Annotated in this window: 23 protein-coding genes and 2 pseudogenes; 10 read left to right on the forward strand and 15 right to left on the reverse strand. The window is 69.6% G+C overall.

Features of this window, described 5'->3' with window-relative positions:
- Nucleotides 1–14: 14 nt before the first annotated feature.
- A pseudogene (locus EO776_RS14580) lies at nucleotides 15–335 on the reverse strand (molybdopterin-dependent oxidoreductase); the annotation flags it as partial.
- A gap of 84 nt (nucleotides 336–419) precedes the next feature.
- Between EO776_RS14580 and EO776_RS14585 the strand changes: the two are divergent.
- Both EO776_RS14585 and EO776_RS14590 read left to right on the forward strand, forming a co-directional pair.
- Nucleotides 420–548 carry an AbrB/MazE/SpoVT family DNA-binding domain-containing protein gene (locus EO776_RS14585; RefSeq protein ID WP_094520356.1) on the forward strand — a complete coding sequence of 43 codons (129 nt, stop codon included), beginning with the start codon at nucleotides 420–422 and terminating at the stop codon, nucleotides 546–548.
- A 5-nt stretch (nucleotides 549–553) separates the two neighbouring features.
- Nucleotides 554–1,792, forward strand: a complete 1,239-nt coding sequence (locus EO776_RS14590) for an RNA-guided endonuclease InsQ/TnpB family protein (RefSeq protein WP_100050503.1) — start codon at nucleotides 554–556, stop codon at nucleotides 1,790–1,792.
- Between the two features lie 16 nt (nucleotides 1,793–1,808).
- On the opposite strand, the pseudogene EO776_RS14595 reads toward EO776_RS14590, so the two are convergent.
- Both EO776_RS14595 and EO776_RS14600 read right to left on the reverse strand, forming a co-directional pair.
- Nucleotides 1,809–2,576: pseudogene (locus EO776_RS14595) on the reverse strand (molybdopterin-dependent oxidoreductase); the annotation flags it as partial.
- 61 nt (nucleotides 2,577–2,637) lie between these two features.
- A complete protein-coding gene (locus EO776_RS14600) occupies nucleotides 2,638–3,465 on the reverse strand; it encodes an MBL fold metallo-hydrolase (protein ID WP_094582219.1) in 828 nt (275 codons plus the stop codon).
- Nucleotides 3,466–3,573: 108 nt separating this feature from the next.
- Between EO776_RS14600 and EO776_RS14605 the strand changes: the two genes are divergently transcribed.
- The gene (locus EO776_RS14605; RefSeq protein ID WP_100050504.1) at nucleotides 3,574–4,635 is read left to right on the forward strand and encodes a succinylglutamate desuccinylase/aspartoacylase family protein; all 1,062 of its coding nucleotides are present in this window, start codon (nucleotides 3,574–3,576) and stop codon (nucleotides 4,633–4,635) included.
- Between the two features lie 28 nt (nucleotides 4,636–4,663).
- Here EO776_RS14605 and EO776_RS14610 read toward each other — a convergent pair whose 3' ends face one another.
- From EO776_RS14610 to EO776_RS14630, 5 genes are all read right to left on the reverse strand, one after another.
- Nucleotides 4,664–5,149 carry a Tfx family DNA-binding protein gene (locus EO776_RS14610; protein ID WP_089308436.1) on the reverse strand — a complete coding sequence of 162 codons (486 nt, stop codon included), beginning with the start codon at nucleotides 5,147–5,149 and terminating at the stop codon, nucleotides 4,664–4,666.
- Nucleotides 5,150–5,286: 137 nt separating this feature from the next.
- Nucleotides 5,287–5,769 (reverse strand): TRAM domain-containing protein, encoded by a 483-nt coding sequence (locus EO776_RS14615; RefSeq protein ID WP_100050505.1) that lies wholly within the window; start codon nucleotides 5,767–5,769, stop codon nucleotides 5,287–5,289.
- A gap of 163 nt (nucleotides 5,770–5,932) precedes the next feature.
- Complete coding sequence (locus EO776_RS14620) at nucleotides 5,933–6,280, reverse strand: hypothetical protein (RefSeq protein ID WP_094579671.1); 348 nt, start codon at nucleotides 6,278–6,280, stop codon at nucleotides 5,933–5,935.
- Between the two features lie 90 nt (nucleotides 6,281–6,370).
- The gene (locus EO776_RS14625) at nucleotides 6,371–10,276 is read right to left on the reverse strand and encodes a PAS domain-containing protein (protein WP_100050506.1); all 3,906 of its coding nucleotides are present in this window, start codon (nucleotides 10,274–10,276) and stop codon (nucleotides 6,371–6,373) included.
- Nucleotides 10,277–10,412: 136 nt separating this feature from the next.
- Nucleotides 10,413–12,290 (reverse strand): ATP-binding protein, encoded by a 1,878-nt coding sequence (locus tag EO776_RS14630; protein WP_100050507.1) that lies wholly within the window; start codon nucleotides 12,288–12,290, stop codon nucleotides 10,413–10,415.
- An 86-nt stretch (nucleotides 12,291–12,376) separates the two neighbouring features.
- Here EO776_RS14630 and EO776_RS14635 point away from each other — a divergent pair, with 86 nt between their 5' ends.
- Entirely contained in the window at nucleotides 12,377–12,589 is a 213-nt protein-coding gene (locus tag EO776_RS14635) for a hypothetical protein (RefSeq protein WP_100050508.1), read from the forward strand.
- A 271-nt stretch (nucleotides 12,590–12,860) separates the two neighbouring features.
- Here the strand turns inward: EO776_RS14635 and EO776_RS14640 are convergent, their stop codons facing one another.
- The gene (locus EO776_RS14640) at nucleotides 12,861–13,199 is read right to left on the reverse strand and encodes a hypothetical protein (RefSeq protein ID WP_100050509.1); all 339 of its coding nucleotides are present in this window, start codon (nucleotides 13,197–13,199) and stop codon (nucleotides 12,861–12,863) included.
- Nucleotides 13,199–14,743 (reverse strand): acyl-CoA carboxylase subunit beta, encoded by a 1,545-nt coding sequence (locus EO776_RS14645; RefSeq protein ID WP_100050510.1) that lies wholly within the window; start codon nucleotides 14,741–14,743, stop codon nucleotides 13,199–13,201. Before EO776_RS14645 ends, EO776_RS14640 begins: the two co-directional genes overlap by 1 nt.
- 283 nt (nucleotides 14,744–15,026) lie before the next feature.
- Between EO776_RS14645 and EO776_RS14650 the strand changes: the two genes are divergently transcribed.
- From EO776_RS14650 to EO776_RS14670, 5 genes are all read left to right on the forward strand, one after another.
- Complete coding sequence (locus tag EO776_RS14650; protein ID WP_100050511.1) at nucleotides 15,027–15,665, forward strand: 50S ribosomal protein L1; 639 nt, start codon at nucleotides 15,027–15,029, stop codon at nucleotides 15,663–15,665.
- Nucleotides 15,662–16,708 (forward strand): 50S ribosomal protein L10, encoded by a 1,047-nt coding sequence (locus EO776_RS14655; protein ID WP_099288811.1) that lies wholly within the window; start codon nucleotides 15,662–15,664, stop codon nucleotides 16,706–16,708. Before EO776_RS14650 ends, EO776_RS14655 begins: the two co-directional genes overlap by 4 nt.
- Before the next feature lie 16 nt (nucleotides 16,709–16,724).
- Nucleotides 16,725–17,069, forward strand: coding sequence for a 50S ribosomal protein P1 (rpl12p, locus tag EO776_RS14660; RefSeq protein ID WP_049932695.1), 345 nt, complete (start codon nucleotides 16,725–16,727; stop codon nucleotides 17,067–17,069).
- 124 nt (nucleotides 17,070–17,193) lie between these two features.
- On the forward strand, nucleotides 17,194–17,385 hold the full coding sequence (locus EO776_RS14665; RefSeq protein WP_049932696.1) for a hypothetical protein: 192 nt from the start codon (nucleotides 17,194–17,196) through the stop codon (nucleotides 17,383–17,385).
- Nucleotides 17,386–17,443: 58 nt separating this feature from the next.
- On the forward strand, nucleotides 17,444–17,659 hold the full coding sequence (locus EO776_RS14670; RefSeq protein WP_049932697.1) for a DUF7472 family protein: 216 nt from the start codon (nucleotides 17,444–17,446) through the stop codon (nucleotides 17,657–17,659).
- Nucleotides 17,660–17,705: 46 nt separating this feature from the next.
- Here EO776_RS14670 and EO776_RS14675 read toward each other — a convergent pair whose 3' ends face one another.
- From EO776_RS14675 to EO776_RS14695, 5 genes are all read right to left on the reverse strand, one after another.
- Complete coding sequence (locus tag EO776_RS14675; RefSeq protein WP_100050512.1) at nucleotides 17,706–18,881, reverse strand: DNA primase; 1,176 nt, start codon at nucleotides 18,879–18,881, stop codon at nucleotides 17,706–17,708.
- Between the two features lie 103 nt (nucleotides 18,882–18,984).
- Complete coding sequence (locus EO776_RS14680; protein WP_094520343.1) at nucleotides 18,985–19,653, reverse strand: HVO_2922 family protein; 669 nt, start codon at nucleotides 19,651–19,653, stop codon at nucleotides 18,985–18,987.
- Nucleotides 19,654–19,801: 148 nt separating this feature from the next.
- Nucleotides 19,802–20,443 carry a protein sorting system archaetidylserine decarboxylase gene (locus tag EO776_RS14685; RefSeq protein ID WP_094495658.1) on the reverse strand — a complete coding sequence of 214 codons (642 nt, stop codon included), beginning with the start codon at nucleotides 20,441–20,443 and terminating at the stop codon, nucleotides 19,802–19,804.
- Nucleotides 20,440–21,489, reverse strand: coding sequence for an AAA family ATPase (locus tag EO776_RS14690; RefSeq protein ID WP_094495657.1), 1,050 nt, complete (start codon nucleotides 21,487–21,489; stop codon nucleotides 20,440–20,442). Before EO776_RS14690 ends, EO776_RS14685 begins: the two co-directional genes overlap by 4 nt.
- A gap of 84 nt (nucleotides 21,490–21,573) precedes the next feature.
- Complete coding sequence (locus EO776_RS14695; RefSeq protein WP_100050513.1) at nucleotides 21,574–22,230, reverse strand: DUF4013 domain-containing protein; 657 nt, start codon at nucleotides 22,228–22,230, stop codon at nucleotides 21,574–21,576.
- A 147-nt stretch (nucleotides 22,231–22,377) separates the two neighbouring features.
- Here EO776_RS14695 and EO776_RS14700 point away from each other — a divergent pair, with 147 nt between their 5' ends.
- Entirely contained in the window at nucleotides 22,378–23,727 is a 1,350-nt protein-coding gene (locus EO776_RS14700; RefSeq protein WP_100050514.1) for an ABC transporter substrate-binding protein, read from the forward strand.
- Nucleotides 23,728–23,760: the final 33 nt, after the last annotated feature.

Here is a 23,760-nt window from a genome sequence, read left to right on the forward strand (position 1 = left end):
GACCGGCCGCGGAGTTAGTCGAACCCGCTCACCAGCGTGACGATCCACTGCCCGAAGTCGTACTCCGACCGGACCTCCACGCGCGTCACCCACTTCACCCACTGGAACCCGCGCCGGTCGGGCGCAACCAGCCGGGCGGGCGCGCCGTGCCCGTGCGAGAGGCGCTCGCCGCCGACGTGCGTCGCGAGCAGCGCGTCCTCGGCCTCCTCGATCGGGAGACTCCAGCGGTAGCCGGTGACGGACGTGAACCGGACGTAGGCCGCGTCGTCGTCGATATCTCCGGCCGCGTCGAGCAGGTCGTCGACGCGGATCCCGGCCCACTCCTGGACCGAGTACAGGCGGTCGAGGTGACTGACCCGGGGCTTGACCCCGGGGTTGAAGCCGACAGCATTATTCTGCTTGAGTCTGTGTAGTTCAGTATGGGACAAATGGAATGTTACCCGAAACTGCGACAACGGGGTGTCGTCACAATCCCAGAAGAAGTCCGAGACGGACTTGATCTGGAGGAAGGCGACCAGCTGAAACTCACCGTCGAAAAACTCGACTGAGAACCATGAAACACACGCTTCGCTTCCGCGCGTACCTACACAACGACGTGGCGAGCGAAGCGTGGCACCAGATCGACATCCTCCGACAGATTCGCAACCACGCCGTCCGAGACTACTACAATTCGGACTACAACGACCGGCCGTCTGACTACGACCAGCACGGCAAACTCACCGAATGGGCAGACCAATGGCCGACCTTTGCGGAACCCTCCCGTCACGCCGCACAACAGGCCATCAGCCAGATACACAGCGATCTGGAAACACTGAAAGAACGCCGAAATAAAGGCTACAACGTCGGGCGGTTGAACTGGCAAGGCGCGGGTGAATTTCGGTCGGTGTCGTACAATCAATCCCGTCGCTACAACGTGGATCACAACACGGGCGACGACCGATTCGTGCGACTCCGCCTCGAAAAGATCGGCTGGTTCAAAATCCGCGCAGACCGCACAGTCCCAGCAGCACAGGACATTGATGAGGTTATCCTGAAAAAAGAGACAACGGGTGAATGGTACGTCTCACTGGTGACCTCTGTGGAAGACACACCCGTGAAACCGTCACTGGGCGAGATTGACCCCCAAGACTGTGTCGGTGTTGACCTCGGCATCACCAGCTACATCCACACCTCGGAAAACCTATCCGTGGATACGCTTGACCTGACGGATGAGTACGACCGCTACGCACGCGAACAGCGAAAACTCGCCCGAAAAGAACACGGCTCAAACAATTGGGAGAAACAACGACAACAAGTGGCCCGAGCCAAGCGCGCGATCAAGCGAAAGGTGCGAGACTACCAGCACAAACTCACGACGTGGCTCGTCCAAGAGTACGATGTCGTGGCTGTCGAAGACTTGGACGTGAAGCCGATGCTGGAAACCAGCCAGAACGCGAAAAACAAGCAAGACGCCGCATGGTCGCGATTCATCGAGTTGTTGGAGTACAAGGGTGAATTACACGGCACGCACGTTGAGACGGTCGAACCTCACGGGACGACAAAAGAGTGCGCGTCCTGTGGCGTCGAGACGGATAAGCCAATCTGGGTGCGCGAGCATTCGTGTCCGGCGTGTGGCCATACTGAAGACCGCGACCTCAACGCGGCGAAGAACATTCTCACTCGCGGTTTGAAGCAGTTAGGGGCGGGACGCTCCGAATCAACGCCTGTACAGACTGCGCTCCCTACGTTCACACCTCAGCGAGAGCGTGTGGATGCAAAGCGCGTCGTTGAAGCAGGAAGCCCCGGGGCTTGACTCCGGGGTGAGTTCACCAGCCGCTCGTGCAGTCGAGCAGCGCCTCCGTCTCGTGGCCCGCGGCGAGGTCCGCAGCAGTCAGCTCGACGGCGTCGCTCACGAGGCCGTCGACCGCCAGCCGGTACGCGTCGCGGTCGATCGGGTCGGGGTCGTCGGCGACCCACGAGGTGATCGGGAAGGCGCCGTTTCCGTCGCCCTCGCGGGGCTGCGAGCCGGTGAACCGCCGGTCTGCCCCGGCCGTGTCGAGCGCGTCGTTGATCCCCTGCTGGAGGCGGTAGGTCGTGCCGCCGGCCGCGAGCAGCGCGAAGTAGCGGACCGCGGTCCGCCGCCGCTCGAAGTCGACGCGCCGAGGCGGGCGGAACCGGGTGGCGGCGTGCGCGGCCACGAGCGGGACGAGCGCGAGCCCGAACCCGACGTGAACGGACAGCAGGGTCCAGTAGGAGAGCCGCACGTCGAGGCCGAACACCCACGTGGTGCCGGTCGCGAGCGCGCCGACCGCGGCGACGAGCGTCAGGACAGAGAGCGCGGTCGACCGCCGCCACAGGGTCGGGTCGGTGAGCCGACGCCGGACGCGGGCGAGCTTCCACCCGAGCAGCCCGACGATGCCGACGCCGAGCGCGCGGTGGAGCCAGAACAGCGGCCACCCTTCCGGGACGCCGACGGTGAAGGAGACCAACCCGGTGGCCGCCTCGGCGACGACGAACGCGAACAGCGACCAGTCGACCGCGCGCGGCGGCGGCTCCAAGCGGTCGAGCGCGGTTCGGAGTCGGTCCGTCGCGGCCATCTACGCGTGCTACGTGCTAGCGAGACAAAAGGATACAGCCCGCGGAGAATCGCCGTGCTCGCTACAGCTCGTACACCTCGCCGTCGACCGCGAGCGGCTCCTCGAACGCCTCGTCGGCGGGGTAGTAGTGGGCGAGGTGGACGAGCCGCGTCCGGTCGGGGTCGAGCTCGTCCGCGAGCGCGAGCGCCCCCTCCCGGGTCATGTGCTTCGTGCCGAACGTGCGGGCGACGCCGTCCGGCCCCTCGTGTCGGCCGCCGATCGGGTGATGTTCACAGAGCGATGCGGGGACGATGGCGTCGGCGAGGAGGAGGTCCGCGCCGGCGAGCGCCTCGCGGGAGCGTTCGGGAACGTCGTAGCTGGTGTCGCCCGTGAGCGAGAGTTTCGCGCCGGTCACCGGATCTCGGACGACGACCCCGTAACAGACGAGCGGCGGGTGGTCGACCGGGACGAACCGCACCTCGAAGCCGCAGGTCTCGAAGGGCTCGAAGGGGTCGCGGGCGTGGACGCCGATCCGGTCTTCGAGGTAGTCGTACTTGTCTCGGATCGTCTCCGCGACGCTCTCGTCGGTCGCTGGGTCGGTCTCCGCTGGCGCGTGGACCGGCAGCCCGTCGACGAGCCGGTAGACGTTCCCCAGCCCGTCGAGGTGGTCGAAGTGGATGTGCGTCACGAGGCCGGCGTCCGGCAGCGGGACGTCGGCCGCGAGGAACTGCTGTCTGAAGTCGGGGCTGAAGTCGACGAGCAGCGACTCGCCGGTCCGCTCGTTGGCGACGTGGACGGAGAAGCGCGACCGCGACACCCCGCGCTCGCGAGCCGTCTCGCAGGTGTCGCAGTCGCAGCCGACCGTCGGCGTCCCCGTCGTGTCGCCCGTCCCGAGCAGGGTGACGCGCATGGAACGTGGTGTGCGGGCCATGGCCTTAGCGTCCGCGGTCGGACGGGGGTCCGTAGGAGTCAGAGTCACACCCGGACGTATAACTCCGAGCCGGCCCGAGCCGCTCGCATGCACACAAGTCGCAGCCTCACCCTCGCGCGGCTCCCGTCGGGCGTGCCGATCCGGACGACCGTCCACGCCTACGGCGAGGGGGAAATCGTCCACGGAGACGGCGGGCCAGAGCTCGACGCGCCCGGAGACGCGCCCGTGGTGTACGCGCAGGCGGCTCAGCACGGTCGGGAGGTGAACGGGACCGCGGTGCTCCGGCGGCTCCACGACCGGCTCGTCGGCGACGGCGCCGAGGGCGCGTCCGGAGCCGAAACCGGAGCCGAGGGCGGGCCGTCGGCCGCCGACCTCGACGGCACGCTGGTGACGGTGCCGGTCGCCGACCCGCTCACCTTCGACCGGGTCTCGTACACGACGCCGGAGTCGCTCGACTCGCGCCAGCCGAACATGAACCGATGCTGGCCCGGCGACCCGGAGGGGTCGCTCCACGACCGGATGGCCGCCCGGCTCTGGGCGTTCGCGGGCGAGGCGGACGCGATCGTCGACCTCCACACCGGGTCGCCGTCGATGGCGACCCACGCGGTGTACATGCGCGGCGACGACGCCTGCCGCGGGCTCGCGGAGGCGTTCGGCACCGACCTGCTGCTCGCGGAGGCAGCCGGAGACGACGCGGACACGGAGTGGGACGAGCGCGGGTTCGCCGGGAAGCTCCGGGTCGCGGCCACCCGCGAGGGGATCCCGACGATCACGCCCGAGCTCGCCCACAGCCGGGAGGTCGTCCCGGCGGCGGTCGAGACCGGCGTGGCCGGGATGATCGGCGCGCTGCGACACGAGGGGCTGCTCGACGGCGAGCCCGAGCCGTGGGACGGCGTCGTCGCGCGCAACCACCTCGGGCGGGTGACCGCCGGCGACTCCGGGCTGTTCGTCCCCGAGCCAGACCTCGACGTCGGGGACCGGGTGACCGAGGGCGACCGCGTCGGCGAGGTGTTCGACCCGACGACGTTCGAGACGCATCAGGTCGCGCGCGCCGACCGCAGCGGGATCGCGTACTCGGTCGCCCGCGAGGCAACGGTCACCGCGGGCGCGACGCTCGTCGGCGTCGCGGAGCGGATCGACGTGGAGTGAGAGAGCGGAAACCGACTGCGGCGCGAGGCTACGGCCGCCGGACGCGGATCTGCCCGTCGGCGGCGACCGTGACGAACAGCCGGTTGCGGACCTCGCGGCCGTGGACCGCGTCGCCCGCGCGGTCGCCGATCGCCTTCATCAGCTCCGGGGCGGTCTGGTTCACCTTGACGCCCGCCTCGTCGCAGGCGTCGTACACCCGCTTCGGCGCGTCGTAGAGGTCGGTTCCCGCCTCGATCTCGACGCGGACCGGCGAGGACAGCGCCTCCGCGAACGCGACCGTCTCGCGGGCGCGCTCGACGTTGTCGCGGGCGCTCGCCTCGACGCTGGAGACGTTCGCGCGCGAGGTGCCGAGTCGGTCGGCGATGTCCGACTGTCGGAGCCCGCGCTCGCGGAGCGCTAACACCTCCGCCTGCCGGCGCGTGAGCACGCTCTCGTCGGCGTCGAACCCGGCCCCCTCCAGGATCGAGTCGGCGTCGACGTCGGCCGGCTCCGGCTGCTCGTCGTCTGCCACCATGTGGTCATCGACGGGCCGGTCGCTCAAAAAACGGCGGTTTCAGGCGACGGGCGTCGCGGGAGTCGGGCGGCGGAGAATCGCGCGACGGATCGACGGCGTCCGGACTGTCCGTGGGGCGGGGCTCCCCCGAGACGCCGTCACTTGCCCCAGAAGTTCTCGCGGCTGCCGAGCCGTTCGCGGTCCGGGCGGTCGCGGCGACTGCGCCCCTCGTCGTCGTCCTCCTCGTCGTCGCCCTCGCCCTCGGCGTCCGCGTCCTCGTCGTCGGACTCCTCCGCGTCCGGGTCGTCGGGGAGGCGCTCGATCACGTCCCTGGCCGTCGCGTGACTGGACTTCACGCGGTGGATCTTGACCTCGGCGCGCGCCGGGGGGAGGAGCCCGTCGACGAGGACGATGAACCCGTCGTCGGTGCGGCCGACGCCAGCACCGCTCTCGTGGATGTCGTCGACCTCGACGACGACCGCCTCGCCGGGCTGGACCGGCTGCTGTTTCAGCTCGTAGATCGGCATGTCGTAGTGGTTACACCACTCCGCGCCGCCTTTGTTGCCGTAGTGTTGACACCCCATCCCCTGGATCCGTTCGTCGAAGCTGGGGCAGTCGTCGGCGAGTGGACAGTCCGCCATACCGTAGGGGAGACCGGCCGCTGTTGTAAACGTTTTCGACTCTCAGACCGAAGTTCGCGAAAAACGTCGCCTCACGCGGGCGAGCGGCGGCTGTTTCGGTGGGGTCCGACGGCGCGGAGCGGCGGCAGAGAAGCTTCGACGCTCGGCGGCGCGGGCGGCGGCCTCAGAGGAACTCCCGGACCTCGGAGTACCACATGTCGTGGTGGTCGACGGCGTCGAGCCCGTCCGCGACGTCGACCGCGATGGCGTGCCAGCAGCGCTCGTCGGGGTCGTCGGCGTCGAGGTTGTACGTCGCGTCCGCGCAGGTACACTCCCCGTCCTCGACCACGTACTCGTCTTCGTGGCCCACGACGACGGTGAAGTCGCGGTAGCGCTTCACGCGCCCCTCGCCGACGGCCTCGATGGCGCGCTGGCCGCGGTCGCCGTGGGCCTCGACGAGGGCCGCGGCGATCGGGCCGGTCAGCTCGCCGGCCTCGGCGATCGCCGACCGCCAGTCGTCGACCGGTTCCATACCCCCTCGTTCTCGGGCGTTCGGTTAAACAGCGTCGGTCAGATCGGCCCGACCGGCGTCGCGGTCCCCCGCTCCGACTCGGGTGCGGCCCTACGCGGCCGCGTCGAACTCGAACCGCGCGCCGCCGTCGCTCCCCTCCGTCACGGCGACCGTCCAGCCGTGCGCCCTCGCGATGTCGGCCACGATCGAGAGCCCGAAGCCGGTCCCTCCGTCGCTGGACGTGACGCCGTGACGGAGCACCTCGTCGCGTCGATCCGGCGGGATCCCGCTCCCGTCGTCCTCCACGTAGAAGCCCCCGTCACCGTCAAGCCGCCCGACGGTCACCGAGACGGTCGACCCGCCGTGTTCGACCGCGTTCCGGAAGAGGTTCTCGAAGAGCTGCGTCAGGCGCCCCGGATCGCCGGTGACCGTCGGGACGGCGTCCGCGACCGCGAGCGCCGCCTCGTCCGTGTCGACGTACCCCCACGCCTCCGTCGTCACGGTCCCGAGGTCCACGGTCTCGGCGTCCTCGACCGCGGTCTCGCCGCGAGCCAGCGCGAGCAGGTCGTCAATGAGCCGCTCGGTCCGGTCGTGCGCCGACTGTACCCGGTCGAAGTGGTCCGGGTCGCCCGTCTCCGCCGCGAGTTCGAGGAACCCCTGCGCGACGGTGATCGGGTTCCTGAGGTCGTGGGCGACGACGCTCGCGAACTCGTCGAGCCGCTCGTTCTGTCGCTGGAGCTCCGCCTCACGGCTCGCCCGCGCGAAGGCCGCCTCGACGGTCGCACCGAGGATCCGGAACAGGTCGACGTCGGTCTCGGAGAACTCACGGGGCGACGTCGACCCGGTGATCATGACGCCGTACTCGCCCAGCGGGACGATGACCACGCTCTGGATCGGCGTGTCGGGGTCGTATCGGCGGTCCGCGTCGCCGAGGTCGTCGTACACCCGCGTCTCCCCCGACTCGAACGCGTCCCACGCGAGCCCCTCGCCGCGGTCTAACCGAGGCGCCGCTCCGAACAGGTCCGTCGTCGCCGGCGTTTCACTGATCGGGACGAGCGCGTCCGCCCGCTCGTCGTACTCCCACGCCGCGGTGATGTCGAGGCCGAGCACGTCGGCCGCGGCGTCGACGGCGACGGAGCCGATCGCCCCGGCGGACTCGGCGCTGCTGAGCCGCTGAGCGGTCTCCTGGAGCGCCCGGAGCCGGCCCTCCAGCTGCTTCTGGTCGGAGATGTCCTCGACGACGGCGAGCGTGCCCGTGACCTCGGCGTCGGGATCCGTTATCGGGGCGATAGACAGGAGGAGATCCAGCTCCGCCCCGGCCCTCGTCTCCAGCCGTACCTCCTCGGCGCGGACCCGCTCGCCACGGAGCGCCCGCCGCCGGTGCGCGGCGAACTCGTCCCACCGCTCCGCCGAGACGAGCGGGTTCTCCTCGCCGCGCACCTCCTCGTGGGACCAGCCGAACATGGTCTCGGCCTCCTCGTTCCAGCGAACGACGCTCCCGTCGGCGTCGACTTCCATGACGGTGAGCGGGGTTGCCTCGATGAGCGACTCCAGTCGCTGGTTCGTCGCCTCGAGCTCCCGCTCCCGTTCGACCCGCTCGGTCACGTTCCGGGCGATACCCACGAGCCGGACTGTCTTGCCGTCGACGATCACCGGTGCGAGGCTGGTCTCCCAGAAGCGGCCGTCGGCGACGGTCTCGAGCTCCTCGCTGTACGATATCGGCTCGCCCTCCGCGACGCAGCGGGCGTAGTTGGCCGCGAGTTCGGCCCCCTGCTCCTCCCCGAACACCGCCCGCGGCGTCTCACCCTGGACGTCCGCGGTCGTGAGCCCGGTCTGCGACTCGTAGCCGGGGCTGAGTCGGGCGAACTCGAACGACGGCTCGTCGCCGGCGGCGTCGACGTCAAGCAGGAATATCGCGTCGCCGGACGTCTCCAGCAGCGCCGCGTACTCCTCCGCGAGTGCCTGGTGTTCGCGCCGCTTCGCCTCCCGCTCCGTCACGTCTTGGAACACGCCGCGAAGCGCCGCGTCGCCCCGCCGCGCGTCCTCGACGTACTCTCCCCACGCCCGGACGTCGCGCACCTCGCCGTCCGCCCGCTCGATCCGGAGGTCGAGGTCGTACCGCTCCCCGTCCTCGACCGCGGCCTCGACCGCGTCGGTGATCGTCGCGCGGTCGTCCGGGTGGTAGAACTCGACCGCGTTGTCGATCGACGGCTCGTACCCCGCGTCGACGCCGTGGATCCGGCGCGTCCCGTCCGACCACGTGAGCTCCTCTCGCGACGGGAAGTACTCCCAGACGCCGATGTCCGCGATGTCCTGGACGCGGTCGAAGAGGAACTCCTGTCGCTCCAGTTCGGCTCGGTCTCGGGCCCGGGAGAGCTCGGCGCTCACGAGCTCGGCCAACAGCTCGACGAACGTCCGTTCGAGCGCTCCGAACGGGGCAACCCGGGTCGTCGGGCTCGAGAAGTTGACCGTCCCGTAGCGGGCGTCGTCGACGACGAGCGGCACGCCGATGTACGACTCGAGCTCGAGGTCGCGGTACGCGGGATGCGTCTCCTTCCCGTCGCTGACCGCGTCGGCGAACGAGCAGACGGAGTCGGTCTCGACCACTTCCGCGCAGTACGTCGTTTCGAGGTCGAACCGATCGCCGGCCTCGAGGTCGGCGTCCGGCGCGTGAACCGCTTCGACCGTGTAGTCGTCGTCGCGGATCCGCGAGACGATGCCAATCTCGAGCCCGAGCGTCCGGCAGCCGACACGGAGGAGGTCCCGGAGGCGAGCCGTGGCCGAGATGTCGGTTTTCCCCATGACGGTCTGGAGCTCTCGGAGCGCGTCTCGCTCCCGTTCCAGCTGGCGTTTCGCCCCGCTCTGTTCGGTCACGTCGCGGGCGACAACGAGCACCTGGTTGGTCGATCGGCGCTGGAACGGCGTCAGCCGAATGTCGAACGTCCGCTGGCCGCCTCCGACGGCGACATCCATCTGGAGGTCTGCGTCGTAGAACCCGGAGGTCCCGCCGTCGCTCTCCATCTCGTCGAGCGTCAGGTCGACGGTCTCGGAGAACGCGCGAGCGTCCGACTCGCCGACGCGGTCGCCGACGAGGTCGGAGAGCCGCTCTCCCGTGAGGTCCGCCGACCGATCGTCCGACAGCAGTCGGCCCGCAGCCGCGTTCGCGAAGACGACGGACCGGTCCTCGTCGACGACCGTCACCGCGTCGTGGACGTTCTCCAGTACCGCTTCGCTGCGCTCCAGCTCCAGTTCGCGTTCCCGGTCGTCAGTGATCTCCCGCGAGAAGACGGTGAGCCCGTCCTCGTCCGGGAACGCTCGCACTTCGACCCAGTAGTCGAACGGCTCGCCGAGCCGCTGCTCGAACGACGCCGGTTCGCCGGTGGCCATCGCCGTGCGATACCGCTCTTCGAGCTCCGTCCCCACTATCGACGGGAACGTCTCCCAGATCGTGTTCCCGACGATGCGCTCCGGGTCACGGTCGACCCGCTCGACCATCGTCTCGTTCATGTACTCCACCCGCCAGTCGTCGTCGACCGCGTAGATCGCGTCGGTGGCGCGTTCGAGCGTCCGCTGGAAGCGGTCCGACAACCGCTCGGCGGCCGCCTGCTTGCGCGCCGCGTCGACGAGCGTCCGGATCCGCCCGGCGAGCAGTTCGAAGCTGTCCTGGGTCCCGTGGATCGGGATGTAGTCCGACACGCCGGCCTGGGTCGCCTCGCTGGCGATCCGTTCGCTGCCCCTCCCGGTGAAGAGGACCGTCGGCAGGTCGGGGCGCTCGGTCTCGACTCGCGAGACGAGGTCGATCCCGGTCCCCTCCGGCAGCGAGTACGAGGTGACGAGGCAGTCGGCGGAGCCCTCGATCGCCCGATCGAGGGCGGCCCGCGCGTCGCCGACGGTCGTCACCGTGACTCGCGGGGCGATCCGTTCGAGTTTCGCCCGGGCGAGTTCGGCGAAGTTGGCGTCGCCGTTCACGTACAGCACGTGAATCCGCTCCGGGTGTTCGTCGCTCGGGTGTTCCATTACGGACTCTCGGCGACGCGGTCGTATCAATCATTCCCGCCGATTATTTCCAGTGATAGAGCCACCGAGAGTGCCGTGAGGGACGGGTTCGTCACCGAGGAAACGCGCGAAGCGACTCGCGGGGACAGGAGTCCGACTACTCCAACACGATCAGCACGTCGCCCATGTCGACGCTGTCGCCCTCCGCGACGTGGACCCCCGCGACGGTGCCGCCGCGCTCGGCGACCACGTCGTTCTCCATCTTCATCGCCTCCAGCACGCAGACCACGTCGCCGGCGGCGACCTCGTCGCCCTCCGCGACGTCGACCGAGAGGATCGTCCCCTGCATCTCCGCCTCGATCGCCTCGCCGCCCTCCGCGACGTCGACGTCGCCCTCGTCGCCGCCGTCGTCGGATTTCGCTTGCGGCGGGCGTTGCTGGCCGCTCCCACCGCTCCCGCCGCCCTCCGGGACCGGGATCGCGGGCGCGCCGCGCTCCTCTAACTCGACGTCGAAGCGCTTGCCGTTCACCTCGACGGTGAACTCGCGTTCGGTCACCTCCTCGTCGTCGTCCGCGGCGCCGACCGTCTCGGAGCCCCAGCGCTCCTGCGCCTCGGCGACGAGCTCCCGGTCGAGCTCCTCGTCGAGGTACTTCGTCGTGTGCGTCCCGTCGACGAAGCGCTCGTCGTCGAGCATGAGCCGGTGGAACGGGACGATGGTGACGACGCCGTCGATGTCGTACTCCGCGAGCGCGCGCTTCGAGCGGGCGAGACAGGTCTCGCGGTCGCCGGCTCGTACGATCAGCTTCGCGATCATCGAGTCGTAGTCCGTGACGAGCTCGTCGCCCTGCCGGAGCGCGTCGTCGACGCGGACGCCGATCCCGCCCGGCGGGTCGTACGTGTCCAGCGACCCCTCGTTGGCGGGCTGGAAGTCGTCCGCGGCGTTCTCGGCGTTGATCCGGAACTCGATCGCGTGGCCCTCCAGCTCGACGTCGTCCTGCGAGACGGAGAGCCCCTCGCCGCTGGCGACCCGGAGCTGCTCTTTGACGATGTCGATCCCGGTCAGCTCCTCGGTGACGGTGTGTTCGACCTGAATCCGAGTGTTGACCTCGAGGAAGTAGAATGGGGTGTCGGGCCCGAGCGGCTCCGACGGGTCGCGGTCAGGGTCCTCTTCGACGAGGAACTCGACGGTGCCGGCGTTGGTGTAGTCGGCGGCGGCGACGCCCCGGCGGGCGGCCTCGCCGATCTTCTCGCGTAGTTCGTCGGAGAGCGCGGGGGAGGGCCCCTCCTCGATCACCTTCTGGTGGCGACGCTGGAGCGAGCAGTCGCGCTCGCCGAGGTGGACCACGTCGGACGTGTCGGCGGGGCCCTCGCCGTCGTCGCCACCGTCGGCGACGATCTGGACCTCGACGTGACGGGGGGTCTGGAGGTAGCGTTCGAGGTACACCGAGTCGTTCGAGAAGTACGCCTCGCCCTCGCGTTTGGCGGATTCGAGCGCCTCCTCGGCCTCGTCGGCGCTCTCGACGACCTTCATCCCGCGGCCGCCGCCGCCGCCCTCCGCTTTGATCGCGACGGGGTAGCCGTACTCGTCGCCGAACGCCGTGACGGCCTCCACGTCGGTGACCGGCTCCGTCGTCCCGGGGACGATCGGCACGTCCGCGTCGTCCATCACGCGGCGCGCGTGCGTCTTCTCGCCGAGCCGCTCCATCGCGTCGCTCGCGGGACCGATCCACGTGATCCCGTCGGCGGCCTCGACGCGGGCGGCGAACTCGGCGTTCTCAGCGAGGAAGCCGTATCCGGGGTGGATCGCGTCGGCGCCGGCGGACCGCGCCGCGTCGACGACCGCCTCGCCGTCGAGGTACGAGTCGGCCGCGCGGGCGGGCCCGACGTTGTACGCCTCGTCCGCGTACCGGACGTGGCCGCCGTGCTTGTCGGCGTCGCTGTAGACGGCGACGGTGTCGACGCCGAGCTCTTCACAGGCGCGCATCACGCGGACCGCGATCTCGCCGCGGTTCGCCACGAGAACCTTATCGAACATTCCTGTCGGTTCTTCCACGAACTGCTACCAAACTCTGTCGGTCCGTGCCGAGGCGGTTAAGAGGGCGGCGGGCGCCACGGTGAGGTATGCTCGACGCCGGGAACCCATACATGCTGCCGTCGGTCCTCGTCGGCGCCGCCGTCTACCTCGGACTCGCGGTAGCGACCGACGCGTCGCTGTTGGTCCGAGTCGGCGCGCTCCTCGCCTTCGTGGTCGTCGTTCCGATGGTCCTCAACCGGCTGTTCGGCGACCGGGGTGGGCCGTCGACCTCCGGCGGCGACGAGCTCGGAGAGGAGTGACCGACCGCGAGAGAGACTACCACAGGTATATATGTCAGTGGACCGATCTACGAACGCGCCCTGAGTCAGGGCCGGGTCGACGGCGCGACGGGTCGACGGCGCGCCGTCAGGGGAATGTACGCGGCCGGACGCCACCGCGTCCGGCGACGCTATTCGACGTGTGGAGTGTCCGACCAGCGACGGCGCGAGCGACCGTCTAAACTCGACCGCCACAGAGCGAAGGGAAGTGGGTCTGGCGAGAAGTCGGGATCGGTCGCCTCCGCCGAGAGGGTCAGAACCGGTCGCTCCGACCGGCCGCGGTCCACGGGTCGGTCGGCGCGTCGACGGGGACGCGCACCCGGCGGCGGTGGAGCCGGTCGATCCGGGCGGCGAAACCCCAGCGGTCCTCGTCGCGGTCGTCGTCCGCGTCGCTCGCGGCGGCCGCCGCGGCGAGTTCGGCGTCCCGGAGGTGCGCGGCGACCGCGGCGGCGATCGCGGCCGCCTCGTCGTCGCGAGCGTCGTCGGGGATCGAGAGGCCGGCGAGCGCGGGCGCCGGATCTGTCGTCGGAGCCTCGTCGGTCGCACCCTCGCCCGCCGACCCCTCGCGGGCCGGTTCGTGGTCGGTCGCCATCAGATCGGGATGTTGCCGTGCTTCTTTGCGGGCTGGTCCGAGCGCTTCCCCTTCAGCATCTTCAGGTCCTCAATCAGGCGGGCGCGCGTCTCGGTCGGTTCGATCACGTCGTCGACGAAGCCGCGGTCGGCGGCGGTGTAGGGGTTCGCGAACTCCTCGCGGTACTCGTCGATGAGCTCCTGTCTGCGCGCGTCGGGGTCGTCGGCCTCGGCCAGCTCCTCGCGGTAGAGGACGTTGACCGCGCCCTTCGGCCCCATCACCGCGATCTCGGCGGTGGGCCACGCGTAGTTGACGTCGCCGCCGATGTGCTTCGACGACATCACGCAGTAGGCCCCGCCGTACGCCTTCCGGGTGATGACGGTGAGCAGCGGGACGGTCGCCTCGGAGAAGGCGTACAGCAGCTTCGCGCCGTGGCGGATGATCCCGTTGTGTTCCTGATCCGTGCCGGGCATGAACCCGGGCACGTCCTCGAAGGTGACGATGGGGATGTTGAACGCGTCGCAGAAGCGGACGAACCGCGCGCCCTTCTGGCTCGACTCGATGTCGAGGGTGCCGGCGTTCACGCGGGGGTTGTTCGCGACGACGCCGACGGAGTGACCGTCGAGCCGGGCGAAGCCGACGACGACGTTCTTCGCGAAGTTCTCCTGAACCTCGAAGAAGGAGCCCTCGTCGGTGACGCTCTCGATCACGTCTTTCATGTCGTACGGCTTCCGGGGGGCGTCGGGGACGATCTCGGCGAGCGCGTCGTCCGCGCGCTCCGGGTCGTCCCACGGCTCGACGCGCGGCGGGTCCTCCACGTTGTTCGCCGGGAGGTACGACAGCAGCCGCGCGATGTTGTCCAGCGCCTCCTCTTCGCTCTCCTCGGCGAAGTGCGCCACGCCGGATGTCGACGAGTGGGTCACTGCGCCGCCCAGCTCCTCGAAGCTCACCTCCTCGCCGGTGACCGTCTCGATGACATCCGGCCCGGTGATGAACATGTGCGACGTGTCTTTCACCATGAAGGTGAAGTCTGTGATCGCCGGAGAGTACACCGCACCGCCGGCGCACGGCCCCATGATCGCCGAGATCTGAGGGATCACGCCCGAGGCCTCCGTGTTGCGCCGGAAGATCTCGGCGAAGCCGCCGAGCGAGGCGACCCCCTCCTGAATGCGGGCGCCCGCGGAGTCGTTGAGGCCGACGACCGGCGCGCCCACATCCATCGCCTTGTCCATCACCTTACACACCTTCTCGGCGAACACCTCGCCGAGGGACCCGCCGAAGACGGTGAAGTCGTGCGCGAAGACGAACGTCTTCCGGCCGTTCACCTCGCCGTAGCCGGTCACCACGCCGTCGCCCGGGATCTGCTTCTCCTCCATCCCGAAGGTGTGGTTGCGGTGGGTGCGGAACCGGTCGAACTCGTGGAACGTGCCGTCATCGAGGAAGTAGTCGATCCGCTCGCGAGCGGTCATCTTCCCCTTGTCGTGTTGCGACTGGATCCGGTCTTCGCCGCCGCCCTTGGCCGCCCGCTCGCGGCGCTTCCGGAGGTCGTCGATGCGGTCGTCCATCGTCACGGCGGACCACCCTGCGTCATTACTTCATGGGTCGAAGAGCGCCGTCAAAAGGGTTCCCCTATCCGACGTTTTGGCGTTCGACGCCCGTCGAATCCGAGTCCTGCGGCCCGGCGAAGCGGGCGCGACCGCGTGACCGCCAGCGAGCGGCCCTGCCTCCGGTTCACACGGCGACCGGCGGTTCGACGCTTTTAAACCTCCGATGAACCACTCTCCGATGAGACAGGCTTCGCCTGTTTCACTGACCCGTAGGAGCGACCTGCGTACTACGGAGGTGAAAATGGCAGACACAATACAAGAGGCCGTAACCCTCGCACTCGACGATGCGCCCGAGCGGAACTTCCGCGAGACCGTGGACATCGCGATCAACCTGCGAGACCTCGACCTCAACGATCCGTCGAACCGTATCGACGAGTCCGTCGTGCTGCCGGCTGGAACGGGGCAGGAGACACAGATCGTCGTCTTCGCGGAGGGCGAAACCGCCGTCCGCGCAGAGGAGGTCGCTGACGAAGTGCTGGACAGCGGCGACCTCGAAGACTTAGGAGACGACGACGACCGCGCAAAGGACCTCGCCGGCGAGACCGACTTCTTCGTCGCGGAGGCCAACCTGATGCAGGACATCGGTCGGTACCTCGGTACCGTCCTCGGTCCGCGCGGGAAGATGCCTACCCCACTGCAGCCGGACGACGACGTCGTCGACACAGTCAACCGGATGAAGAACACGGTACAGCTCCGGTCGCGCGACCGGCGCACGTTCCACACCCGCGTGGGCGCCGAAGACATGGGCGCCGACGCGATCTCGGACAACATCGACGTCATCATCCGGCGACTCGAAGCAGACCTCGAGAAGGGCCCGCTCAACATCGACGGGATCTACGTGAAGACCACGATGGGTCCCGCGAAGGAGGTGCCCGTATGAGCTCGGTCCGCAAGACCGAGACGATCCCCGAGTGGAAACGGGAGGAAGTCGACGAGCTCGTCGAGTTCATCGACTCCTACCAGTCCGTCGGGATCGTCGGCGTGGCCGGCATCCCGAGCCGGCAGCTCCAGGCCATGCGCCGGGAGCTCCACGGCTCGGCCGCCGTCCGCATGAGCCGCAACACGCTCACGACCCGAGCGCTCGAGGAGGTCGGCGACAGCGTCGAGGCGCTGACGGAGTACGTCAGCGGCCAGGTGGCGCTCATCGGCACCAACGACAACCCGTTCGGCCTCTTCAAGCAGCTCGAAGCCTCGAAGACCCCCGCCCCGATCAACGCGGGCGAGGTGGCCCCCAACGACATCGTGATCCCCGAGGGCGACACCGGCGTCGACCCGGGACCGTTCGTCGGCGAGCTCCAGACGGTCGGCGCGTCCGCCCGCATCATGGACGGCTCGATCAAGGTGACCGAGGACTCGACCGTGCTGGAGGAGGGCGAGGTCGTCGACGACGACCTCGCGAACGTCCTCGTCGAGCTCGGCATCGAGCCCAAGGAGGTCGGTCTCGACCTGCGCGCCGTCTACTCCGAGGGCGTCCTGTTCGAGCCAGAAGAACTCGAACTCGACGTCGACGAGTACGAGGCGGACATCCGGTCCGCCGCGGCCGCCGCGCGAAACCTCTCGGTCAACGCCGCATACCCGACGGCCGCCACCGCCGGCACCCTTCTCGCGAAGGCGTCCGGCGAGGCGAAGTCCGTCGGGCTGTTCGCGGAGATCGAGAGCCCGGACGTCGTGCCCGACCTGATCGGGAAGGCCGACGCCCAGCTGCGCGCGCTTGCGGCGCAGATCGACGACGCCGAGGCGCTCCCCGAGGAGCTCCAGGGCGTCGAGGCCGCGCCGGCGGCGGAGCCGGCGACGGACGACGCCGACGACGAGGAGGAACAGGCGGACGACAACACGGAAGACGCCGAGGAGGCCGACGCCGACGACGCCGACGAGGACGACGGCGACGACGGCGGCGACGGTCTCGGCGCGATGTTCGGATAACACGAGGTACACACCAATGGAATACGTTTACGCTGCGCTCATCCTGAACGAGACTGGCGAAGAGATCAACGAAGACAACGTCACCGGCGTGCTGGAAGCCGCCGGCGTCGACGTCGAGGAGTCCCGCGTCAAGGCGCTCGTCGCCGCGCTGGAGGACGTCGACATCGAGGAGGCCATCGAGACGGCCGCCGCGGCCCCGGCCGCCGGCGCGTCCGCCGGTGGCGCCGCCGACGCCGACGCCGCCGACGAGGCGGATGACGACGAGGAGGAAGAGGCCGACGAGGCCGAGGAGGCCGACGAGGCTGACGACGACGAAGAGGACGGCGACGGCGGCGAGGGCCTCGGCGAGCTCTTCGGCTAACGCCGGAGCCCACCGACCCCCGACCGCATCGACCGACGCTCGAACGCGATTTTTCCGACCGCCGATATCCGGAGTGATAACGCCGGCCGCGATTTTATGTACGGATCCCGGGTACCGAGAGGCGATGAAGATCGTCGACGGCGACAAGGCGGAGTGCGACCGGTGCGAGTCGGTGTTCCCGCTCGAAGACGTCTCTCTGTTGGAGAAGGACACGAACCGCGACTACGAGCGGGTGCTGTGCGCCGACTGCCTGGAGGTCGTCGGTGTGCCGCGGGGGTACAGCCTGCGGCGGGACATCACCCATCTCGCGCGGTGAGTCGCCAGGCGGGACGCCCATCGAAGTCCTTTTTTAGTGGCGACGGGAAGCCGCAGCCATGGAAATCGACGCGGAACTCCGTCGGCAGATCACCGTCTCGCTGGCGGCGGCCGCGGTGTTCACCGTCGGGTTAGTCGGGATCGGGGTCACCTTCGGCGGGTCGACGGTCCTCCCCGAGGCAGGGGCGATCGCGCTCATCGGGCTGCTGGCCGGATTCGTCCTGCTGATGGCCGGCATCGGGACGTACCTGATGCGCGCGAAAGACGAGCCGTAGCCGGTCCGACCTCGCCGACTCTTTCTCCGCGTCCGGGGCGTCGCGTTCACGCCCCGGTCGTCTCGTCCGGTCGTCGCTCGGCCCGCCAGTCCGTCACCTCGTCGGCGGCCGCCACGCGTTTCTCGTAGTACGAGAGCGGGCCGATCGCGACCTGCATGTGGTCGTCCTCGTTGTGGCAGATCCCGTAGTTCGCGAGCGTCTCGCAGGTCGGCGGAGGGTACTGGGTGCCCCGGTCGTCGGTCAGGAACTTGGTCTGGTAGCGGATCCCCTCGGCGTCGAGGCTCGTGTCGGCACAGAAGGCGACGACCTCGTCGGGCGTCATCCCGATGCCGACGAGGAACGCCATCAGCGCGAACGACTCGGCCGACGAGAGCTTAGTGTCGTCCGCGGCCTTCTCGATCAGGTTGGTCATACACGGCGGGAACAGTTCGCGGTCGACGACATCCGGCGGTTCGGCGTACGTCCGCTCGGAGAGCAGGCCCCGGAGGTCGGCCACACGGGACTCCAGCGCCTCGGCGAGCGATTCCCCGAGGTCCTCGAACGGAAGTCCCTCGGCGACGCGCTCCTCGACGGCGGCCTCCAGCGCCGCCAGTAGCTCGTCGCGCGTGACGCGCACCGCGCCGTCGGCGAGCGCGCGGTTGACGAGCCGCCACGAGTCCCCCCACTCGGGCGAGGTGAGCCGGAGGTAGGATCCGACGTCGATCCGGTAGTGGTCGGGGTCGCGGCCCGCGGCGTTCCCGGTCGGTCCCCCGGCCGCGCCGCCCCTCGAACCGCCGCTGACGCCGGCGGGGGCGCTACGGCCGGGGCGCACCGCGTCCGCGAGGTCGAACTCGGCGAGCAGGTCGTCGAGCGCAACCGTCGCGGTCGACACCGACCGCAACTCGTCGTCGGTCTCGAGGTCGCGACGAACCCGGTCCATAGCAGTCGCCGCCTCAGCGGCAGCGTACTTCTCGATGGCGGGGTCGGAGTCGAGCAGCGACACGAGGATCCGGGCGATGGGGTACGAGAGGAGTTCGGCCTGTACGTCGTACGCCGACTCGCCGGGGAACGCGCCGCTCTCCGAGGCGACCGTTCCTTCGAGGAGCGCGCGCTCGACGCGCTCGCGGGCGCGCTCGACGGCCGGGGCGTCGGCCGCGACGAGGTCGGGCAGCGACACCCCGGCGGACGCGACCGCCTCGCGGGCGCTCGCGAAGAACGGGTACTTGGCGTCGAGCGCGTCCATGTCGGCCCGAGGTAGTGAGGGCCGGCGAATAAGCGGTGCGGTCCGCGGTCGGTCGAGCGGGATCGGACCGGGCGGGTCGAAGCCCCAGACCGGGCGGGCGGTGCTACTCCTCGGATCCCTCGGCGTCTCCGGGCTCCTCGACGGCCGCGCCCGGCGCGTTCGACTTGACGCTGCGCAGCCCCTGTTTCGCCTTCTGTTTGGAGGCGTACCCCTGTCCCCCGTCGGCGATGACGTTGCCGTTGTCGTGCCGGAGCCGCCAGCGGTACTTGTCCGCCTTGTCGCGGAACAGCTCGAAGACGGCGTCGCTGCCCCCCTCGTCTGGCGCCTCCTCGTCGCGCGAGACGTCGACGACGTGCGCACCCGGGGCGTTCCGCTGGACGCTCTCGATCCCCGAGCGGGCGTCGCGCTTGTCGGCGTACCCCTCGCCGCCGTCGGCGATGATGTTCCCGTTGTCGTGTCGGAGCCGCCAGCGGTACTGGTCGGCGCTGTCGGCGTACAGCTCGAACGTGGCCTTGCTCGCGGCCGCGTCGGCGTCGACCGCGGCCTCCTCGTCGGGCCACTCTATCTCGACCTCGAGGTGGACCGTCTCGTCGTCGCGTTCGAGTTCGACCTCGACGTCGCCGGTGGCGGCCGCGTCGACGGTCACCGTGCCGGCCTCGTCGACCGGCACCGGCTCGCCGCGTCCCAGCGCCCGAGCGATCCGGCGGAGGTACGTGGCCAGCCCCTGTCGGGTTCGCGACCGCTTCGACTCGTGGATGGTATCATCTGGCATACGCGATAACGGTCACTGCCGCGAAACAAAAGCGTATGCCCGAACTCGGATGTCGGTCGTGCGGTCCGAGGCGACGCCCGACTCGACGCCGTGCGCAACAGCGCCGCGCGAGGGGTCCGGAGCCGTTCGACCGCGTCGCGCAAGGGAGCTAAGGATCGTCCGGCCGCTCCGCGATGATCGTCTCGCCCGCGCGCACGCCGTCGCCCTCCCTGACGAGGAGGTCGTCGCGCGTCACGTCCGCGGGCAACACGACGTCCGCGCGCGAGCCGAAGGAGACGTGTCCGACGCGGTCGCCGCGCTCGACCCGGTCGCCCGCCTCGACCGAGGGGTGGATCCGGCGGGCGAACCAGCCGGCGATGACGAGCAGTTCGTAGTCGCCGAAGTCGATCGCGACCTGCTCGTTGCGGTCCGACTCCTTGTCGAACGCGGGGCGGTTCGCGCCGGGGCGGTGGCGGACCTCCGTGACCTTGCCCGCGATCGGCGCGCGGTTGACGTGGACATCGGTGACGTTCATGAACACGCCGACGCGGAGCCGCGAGCCCTCCTCGCGCACGACGGAGACCGTGCCGTCGGCGGGGGAGACGACCGCTTCCTCCGGGTCGGGCGGATCGCGTTCCGGGTCGCGGTGGAACCAGAGGATCCCGACCGCGAGCGCGACGAGCGCGACGCCGACCGGCGAGAGGACGGGCAGCGCGACGGCGCCCGCGAGCGCCGGGACGAGCGCTAGGTCCCACGCGGCGTCGACCACCGGGAACGGGAGGAGCCGCGAGAGCGGCGGCGCGCGGCTCACGGGGGCACCTCCGCGTCCCGCAGTCCGGGCGAGAGCTCGGTCCGTCCCGCGGCCCACGCCGCGAGCAGGTGGACGAGGTGCGTCGTGTCGTCGAGCCCGTCTGTCATGTCGAGGTCGGCCTCGCCGGCGAGCGCGTGGAGCCGCGCGAGGTCGTCGCCGCCGAACTCGGAGCCGGCGCGGGCGACGCGGAGCGTCTCGCGGAGCAGCTCCTGCCCGCTGTACCCCTCGTCGAGGAGGTCGTCGAGCGTCGAGCGCGCGCCCTTCAGGTCGCCGTCGCGGGCGGCGGCGAGCGCCTCGCGGAGCGCGTCGTCGTCGCCGACCTCGCCGAGCGTCTCGTAGGCGGTCGACATGGTGATCTCGTCGCCCTCCACGGCGGTCGCCTGCGCCGAGAGGATCGCCTCTCGGAGGTCGCCGCCGGCCGCGCTGGCGACGAACTCCAGCCCGTCACCGTCGTAGTCGACGCCCTCGCGGTCGCAGATCGTCTCGAGGACATCGATCGTCTCGTCGGTCGTCGGGGAACGCACGCGGACCGGGAAGCAGCGCGACCGGATCGGGGCGATGAGCTTCGAGGGCTGGCGGGTCGCGATCACGAACTGCGTGGTCCGATGGTGCTTCTCCATCACGCGGCGCAGCGCCTGCTGGAAGTCCTCGCGGATCGCCTCCGCGTTGTCCAACAGGACCGTCTTGTACTCGCCGGACATCGGCGCGTACGACGCGGACTCCTTCAGGACGCGGTTTATCATGTCGCGTTTCGCCATGCCGCTCCGCCCCGCGAGGAAGCCCTCGAACCGCGGGTCGGTGCGGATCTCTTTTTTCGTCCGGCCGAAGAAGTCGGCGACGTTGATCTCGATCAGGTCGGCGTCCGGGTCGGCGTGCGACGCGTCGGCGAGCGCGCGCGCGGCCGCCGTCTTCCCGACCCCCGGCGGCCCCTGAACGACGAGGTTCATCGGCTCGTCGACGGCCCGGCGCAGGCGGTCGCGGGCCTCGTCTTGCCGGATCTCGTCGAGATCTGGCGCGTGCGTGTCTATCCACAGCGGTCCCTGCATTACCGTCACCTCCGGGCCGCCCGGTCAAGAATCGGTCGGTCGCGGCGCCCCCGGGGCGTGCGTTCGGCGGCCGACGGGCGCGGCCTACCGTCGCCTCGCGCGCTCGACGGCGCGACCCAGGAGGTACGCGGCCACGAGGAGGCCGTACGCGAGGACGAGGGTCCCGGCGAGGGGGCCGAGACGCGACAGGGTGAACAGCGCGCCGCCGACCCCGACGGTGACCACGAGCGCGGTGAAGCCGAGCGTCCAGCCGAAGAAATACGCCGCGTGTCCGGCGACCGGGCGGACGGCGTCCGGGGAGAACGCTCCGTGGAGCGACCCCTCGCGCCCGTACACGGTCAACGCGATCGGCGCGAGATACGTGCCGAGGATGCCGAGGAAGAGGACGGCCGTCGAGCCGGCGAGGATCCGACCGACAGGCGCGTTCGCGCCGGGTTCCAGCGAGACGACCCCGTAGAGCGTCACGAGGAGGGCGGCGAGCGGAACGCCGAGGTACGCCAGACAGACGACCGCTCCCCCGATCGACCGACGAACGAGCGTCCGCGGCTCGGAGAGGAACGGCGGGATCGACTCGCCGCGCTCGCTGGCGGCCAACACGCGGACGAGGTAGCCGACGACCGGCACCGCCGGGAGCACGGGGACGACGACCGACAGCGCGAACAGCAGCCAGACGGCAAGCAGCGGTCGCTCGGCGGCGTCGCCGGCGATCGGGTACGTGACGGCGGCGATCGAGGGGCGCATGAGTACGCTCATCGCCCGAACCGTGGTATGCCCGTCGGTCCCGGGTCGCTCGGGACAGAAACCGTCCGTAAAGAAATCCGTCAGAAATAGTTCTAAAAAAATGAGTAAGTATATATGCCAAAGATCCATTGTACATCGTGAAGTACCATGACAGATCAAGACAAGCGGTTGTCGCGGCGACACTTCGTCGGAGCGACGGGGGCAGCGACGCTCGCAGGCCTCGCTGGCTGTTCCGGCGGCAACGGCGGCGACGGTAGCGACGGCGGCGACGGTAGCGACGGCGGCGACGGTAGCGACGGCGGCGACGGTAGCGACGGCGGCAGCGATAACACGCTCGAAGTGCTCCACGCGTGGACCGGCGGCGACGGCGCCCGCGCGGCCGAAGCACTCGTCGCGGCCTTCGAGGAGGAGTATCCGGACGTCGACCACGAGTTCAACCCGATCGGCGGCGGCGGGAATCAGAACCTCGACGCGGTCGTCGCGAACCGGCTCCAGAACGGCGACCCGCCGAGTTCCTTCGCCAACTGGCCCGGCCCGAACCTCCAGCGGTACGAGGGCGTGCTGGGCGAGGTCGGCGGCGTCTGGGAGTCCGAAGGCTTCGAGGACGTGATGGTCGACGAGGCGGTCGACCTCCACCAGTACAACGGCGCGTACCGGGCCGTTCCGCTCGGTTCGCACCGGCTGAACTGCCTGTTCTACAACACGTCGGTCGTCGAGGAAGCGGGCGTCGACCCCGACTCGCTGACGAGCGTCTCGGCGCTGATCGACGCGCTGGAGACGGTCCAGAGCGAGACTGACGCGATTCCGATGACCCACGGCGCGAGCGGCACCTGGACCACGACCCAGCTGTTCGCCTCGACGATGCTCGGACAGGAGGGGTACGACGCGTACATGAGCTTCCTTGACGGGAGCCCGGACGAGGCCGCTGTCCGCGCGACCTTCGAGTCGCTCGCGGAGATCCTCGGGAACTACATCAACGAGGACGCCTCCTCGATCGGGCTCACCGAGTCCAACCAGAACATCATCGAGGGGAACGCGGCGTTCATCCACCAGGGGAACTGGGCGGCCGGCGCCTACCGGAACGCCGAGGACTTCAATTACGACGAGGACTGGGGCTTCAAGACGTACCCCGGCTCGGAGGGCATGTACATGCTCCACTTCGACTCGTTCCTCTACCCCTCGGACAACCCGAGTCCGGAGGCCACGGAGCAGTTCATGGCCTTCGCCGGCAGCGAGGCGGCACAGGTCGCGTTCAACCAGTATAAGGGCTCGATCCCCACGCGCACCGACGTGGACATGAGCCAGTTCGGCCCGTACCTCCAGGAGACGCAGGAGGACTTCGCCAGCGCGGACCAGCGACCGCCGAACCTCCAGCACGGTCTCGGCGTCCCCTCGGAGACCATGACGTCGCTGAACGACGTGATCTCCAGCGAATTCTCCGGACCGTACGACGTCGACGCCGCCACGCAAGGATTCGTCGACGCGGTCTCTAACTGACTCCGGTCCACGATGCGACCGGATTTCGGCGGT

Source organism: Halorubrum ezzemoulense, from assembly GCF_004126515.1.
GTDB classification, from domain to species: domain Archaea; phylum Halobacteriota; class Halobacteria; order Halobacteriales; family Haloferacaceae; genus Halorubrum; species Halorubrum ezzemoulense.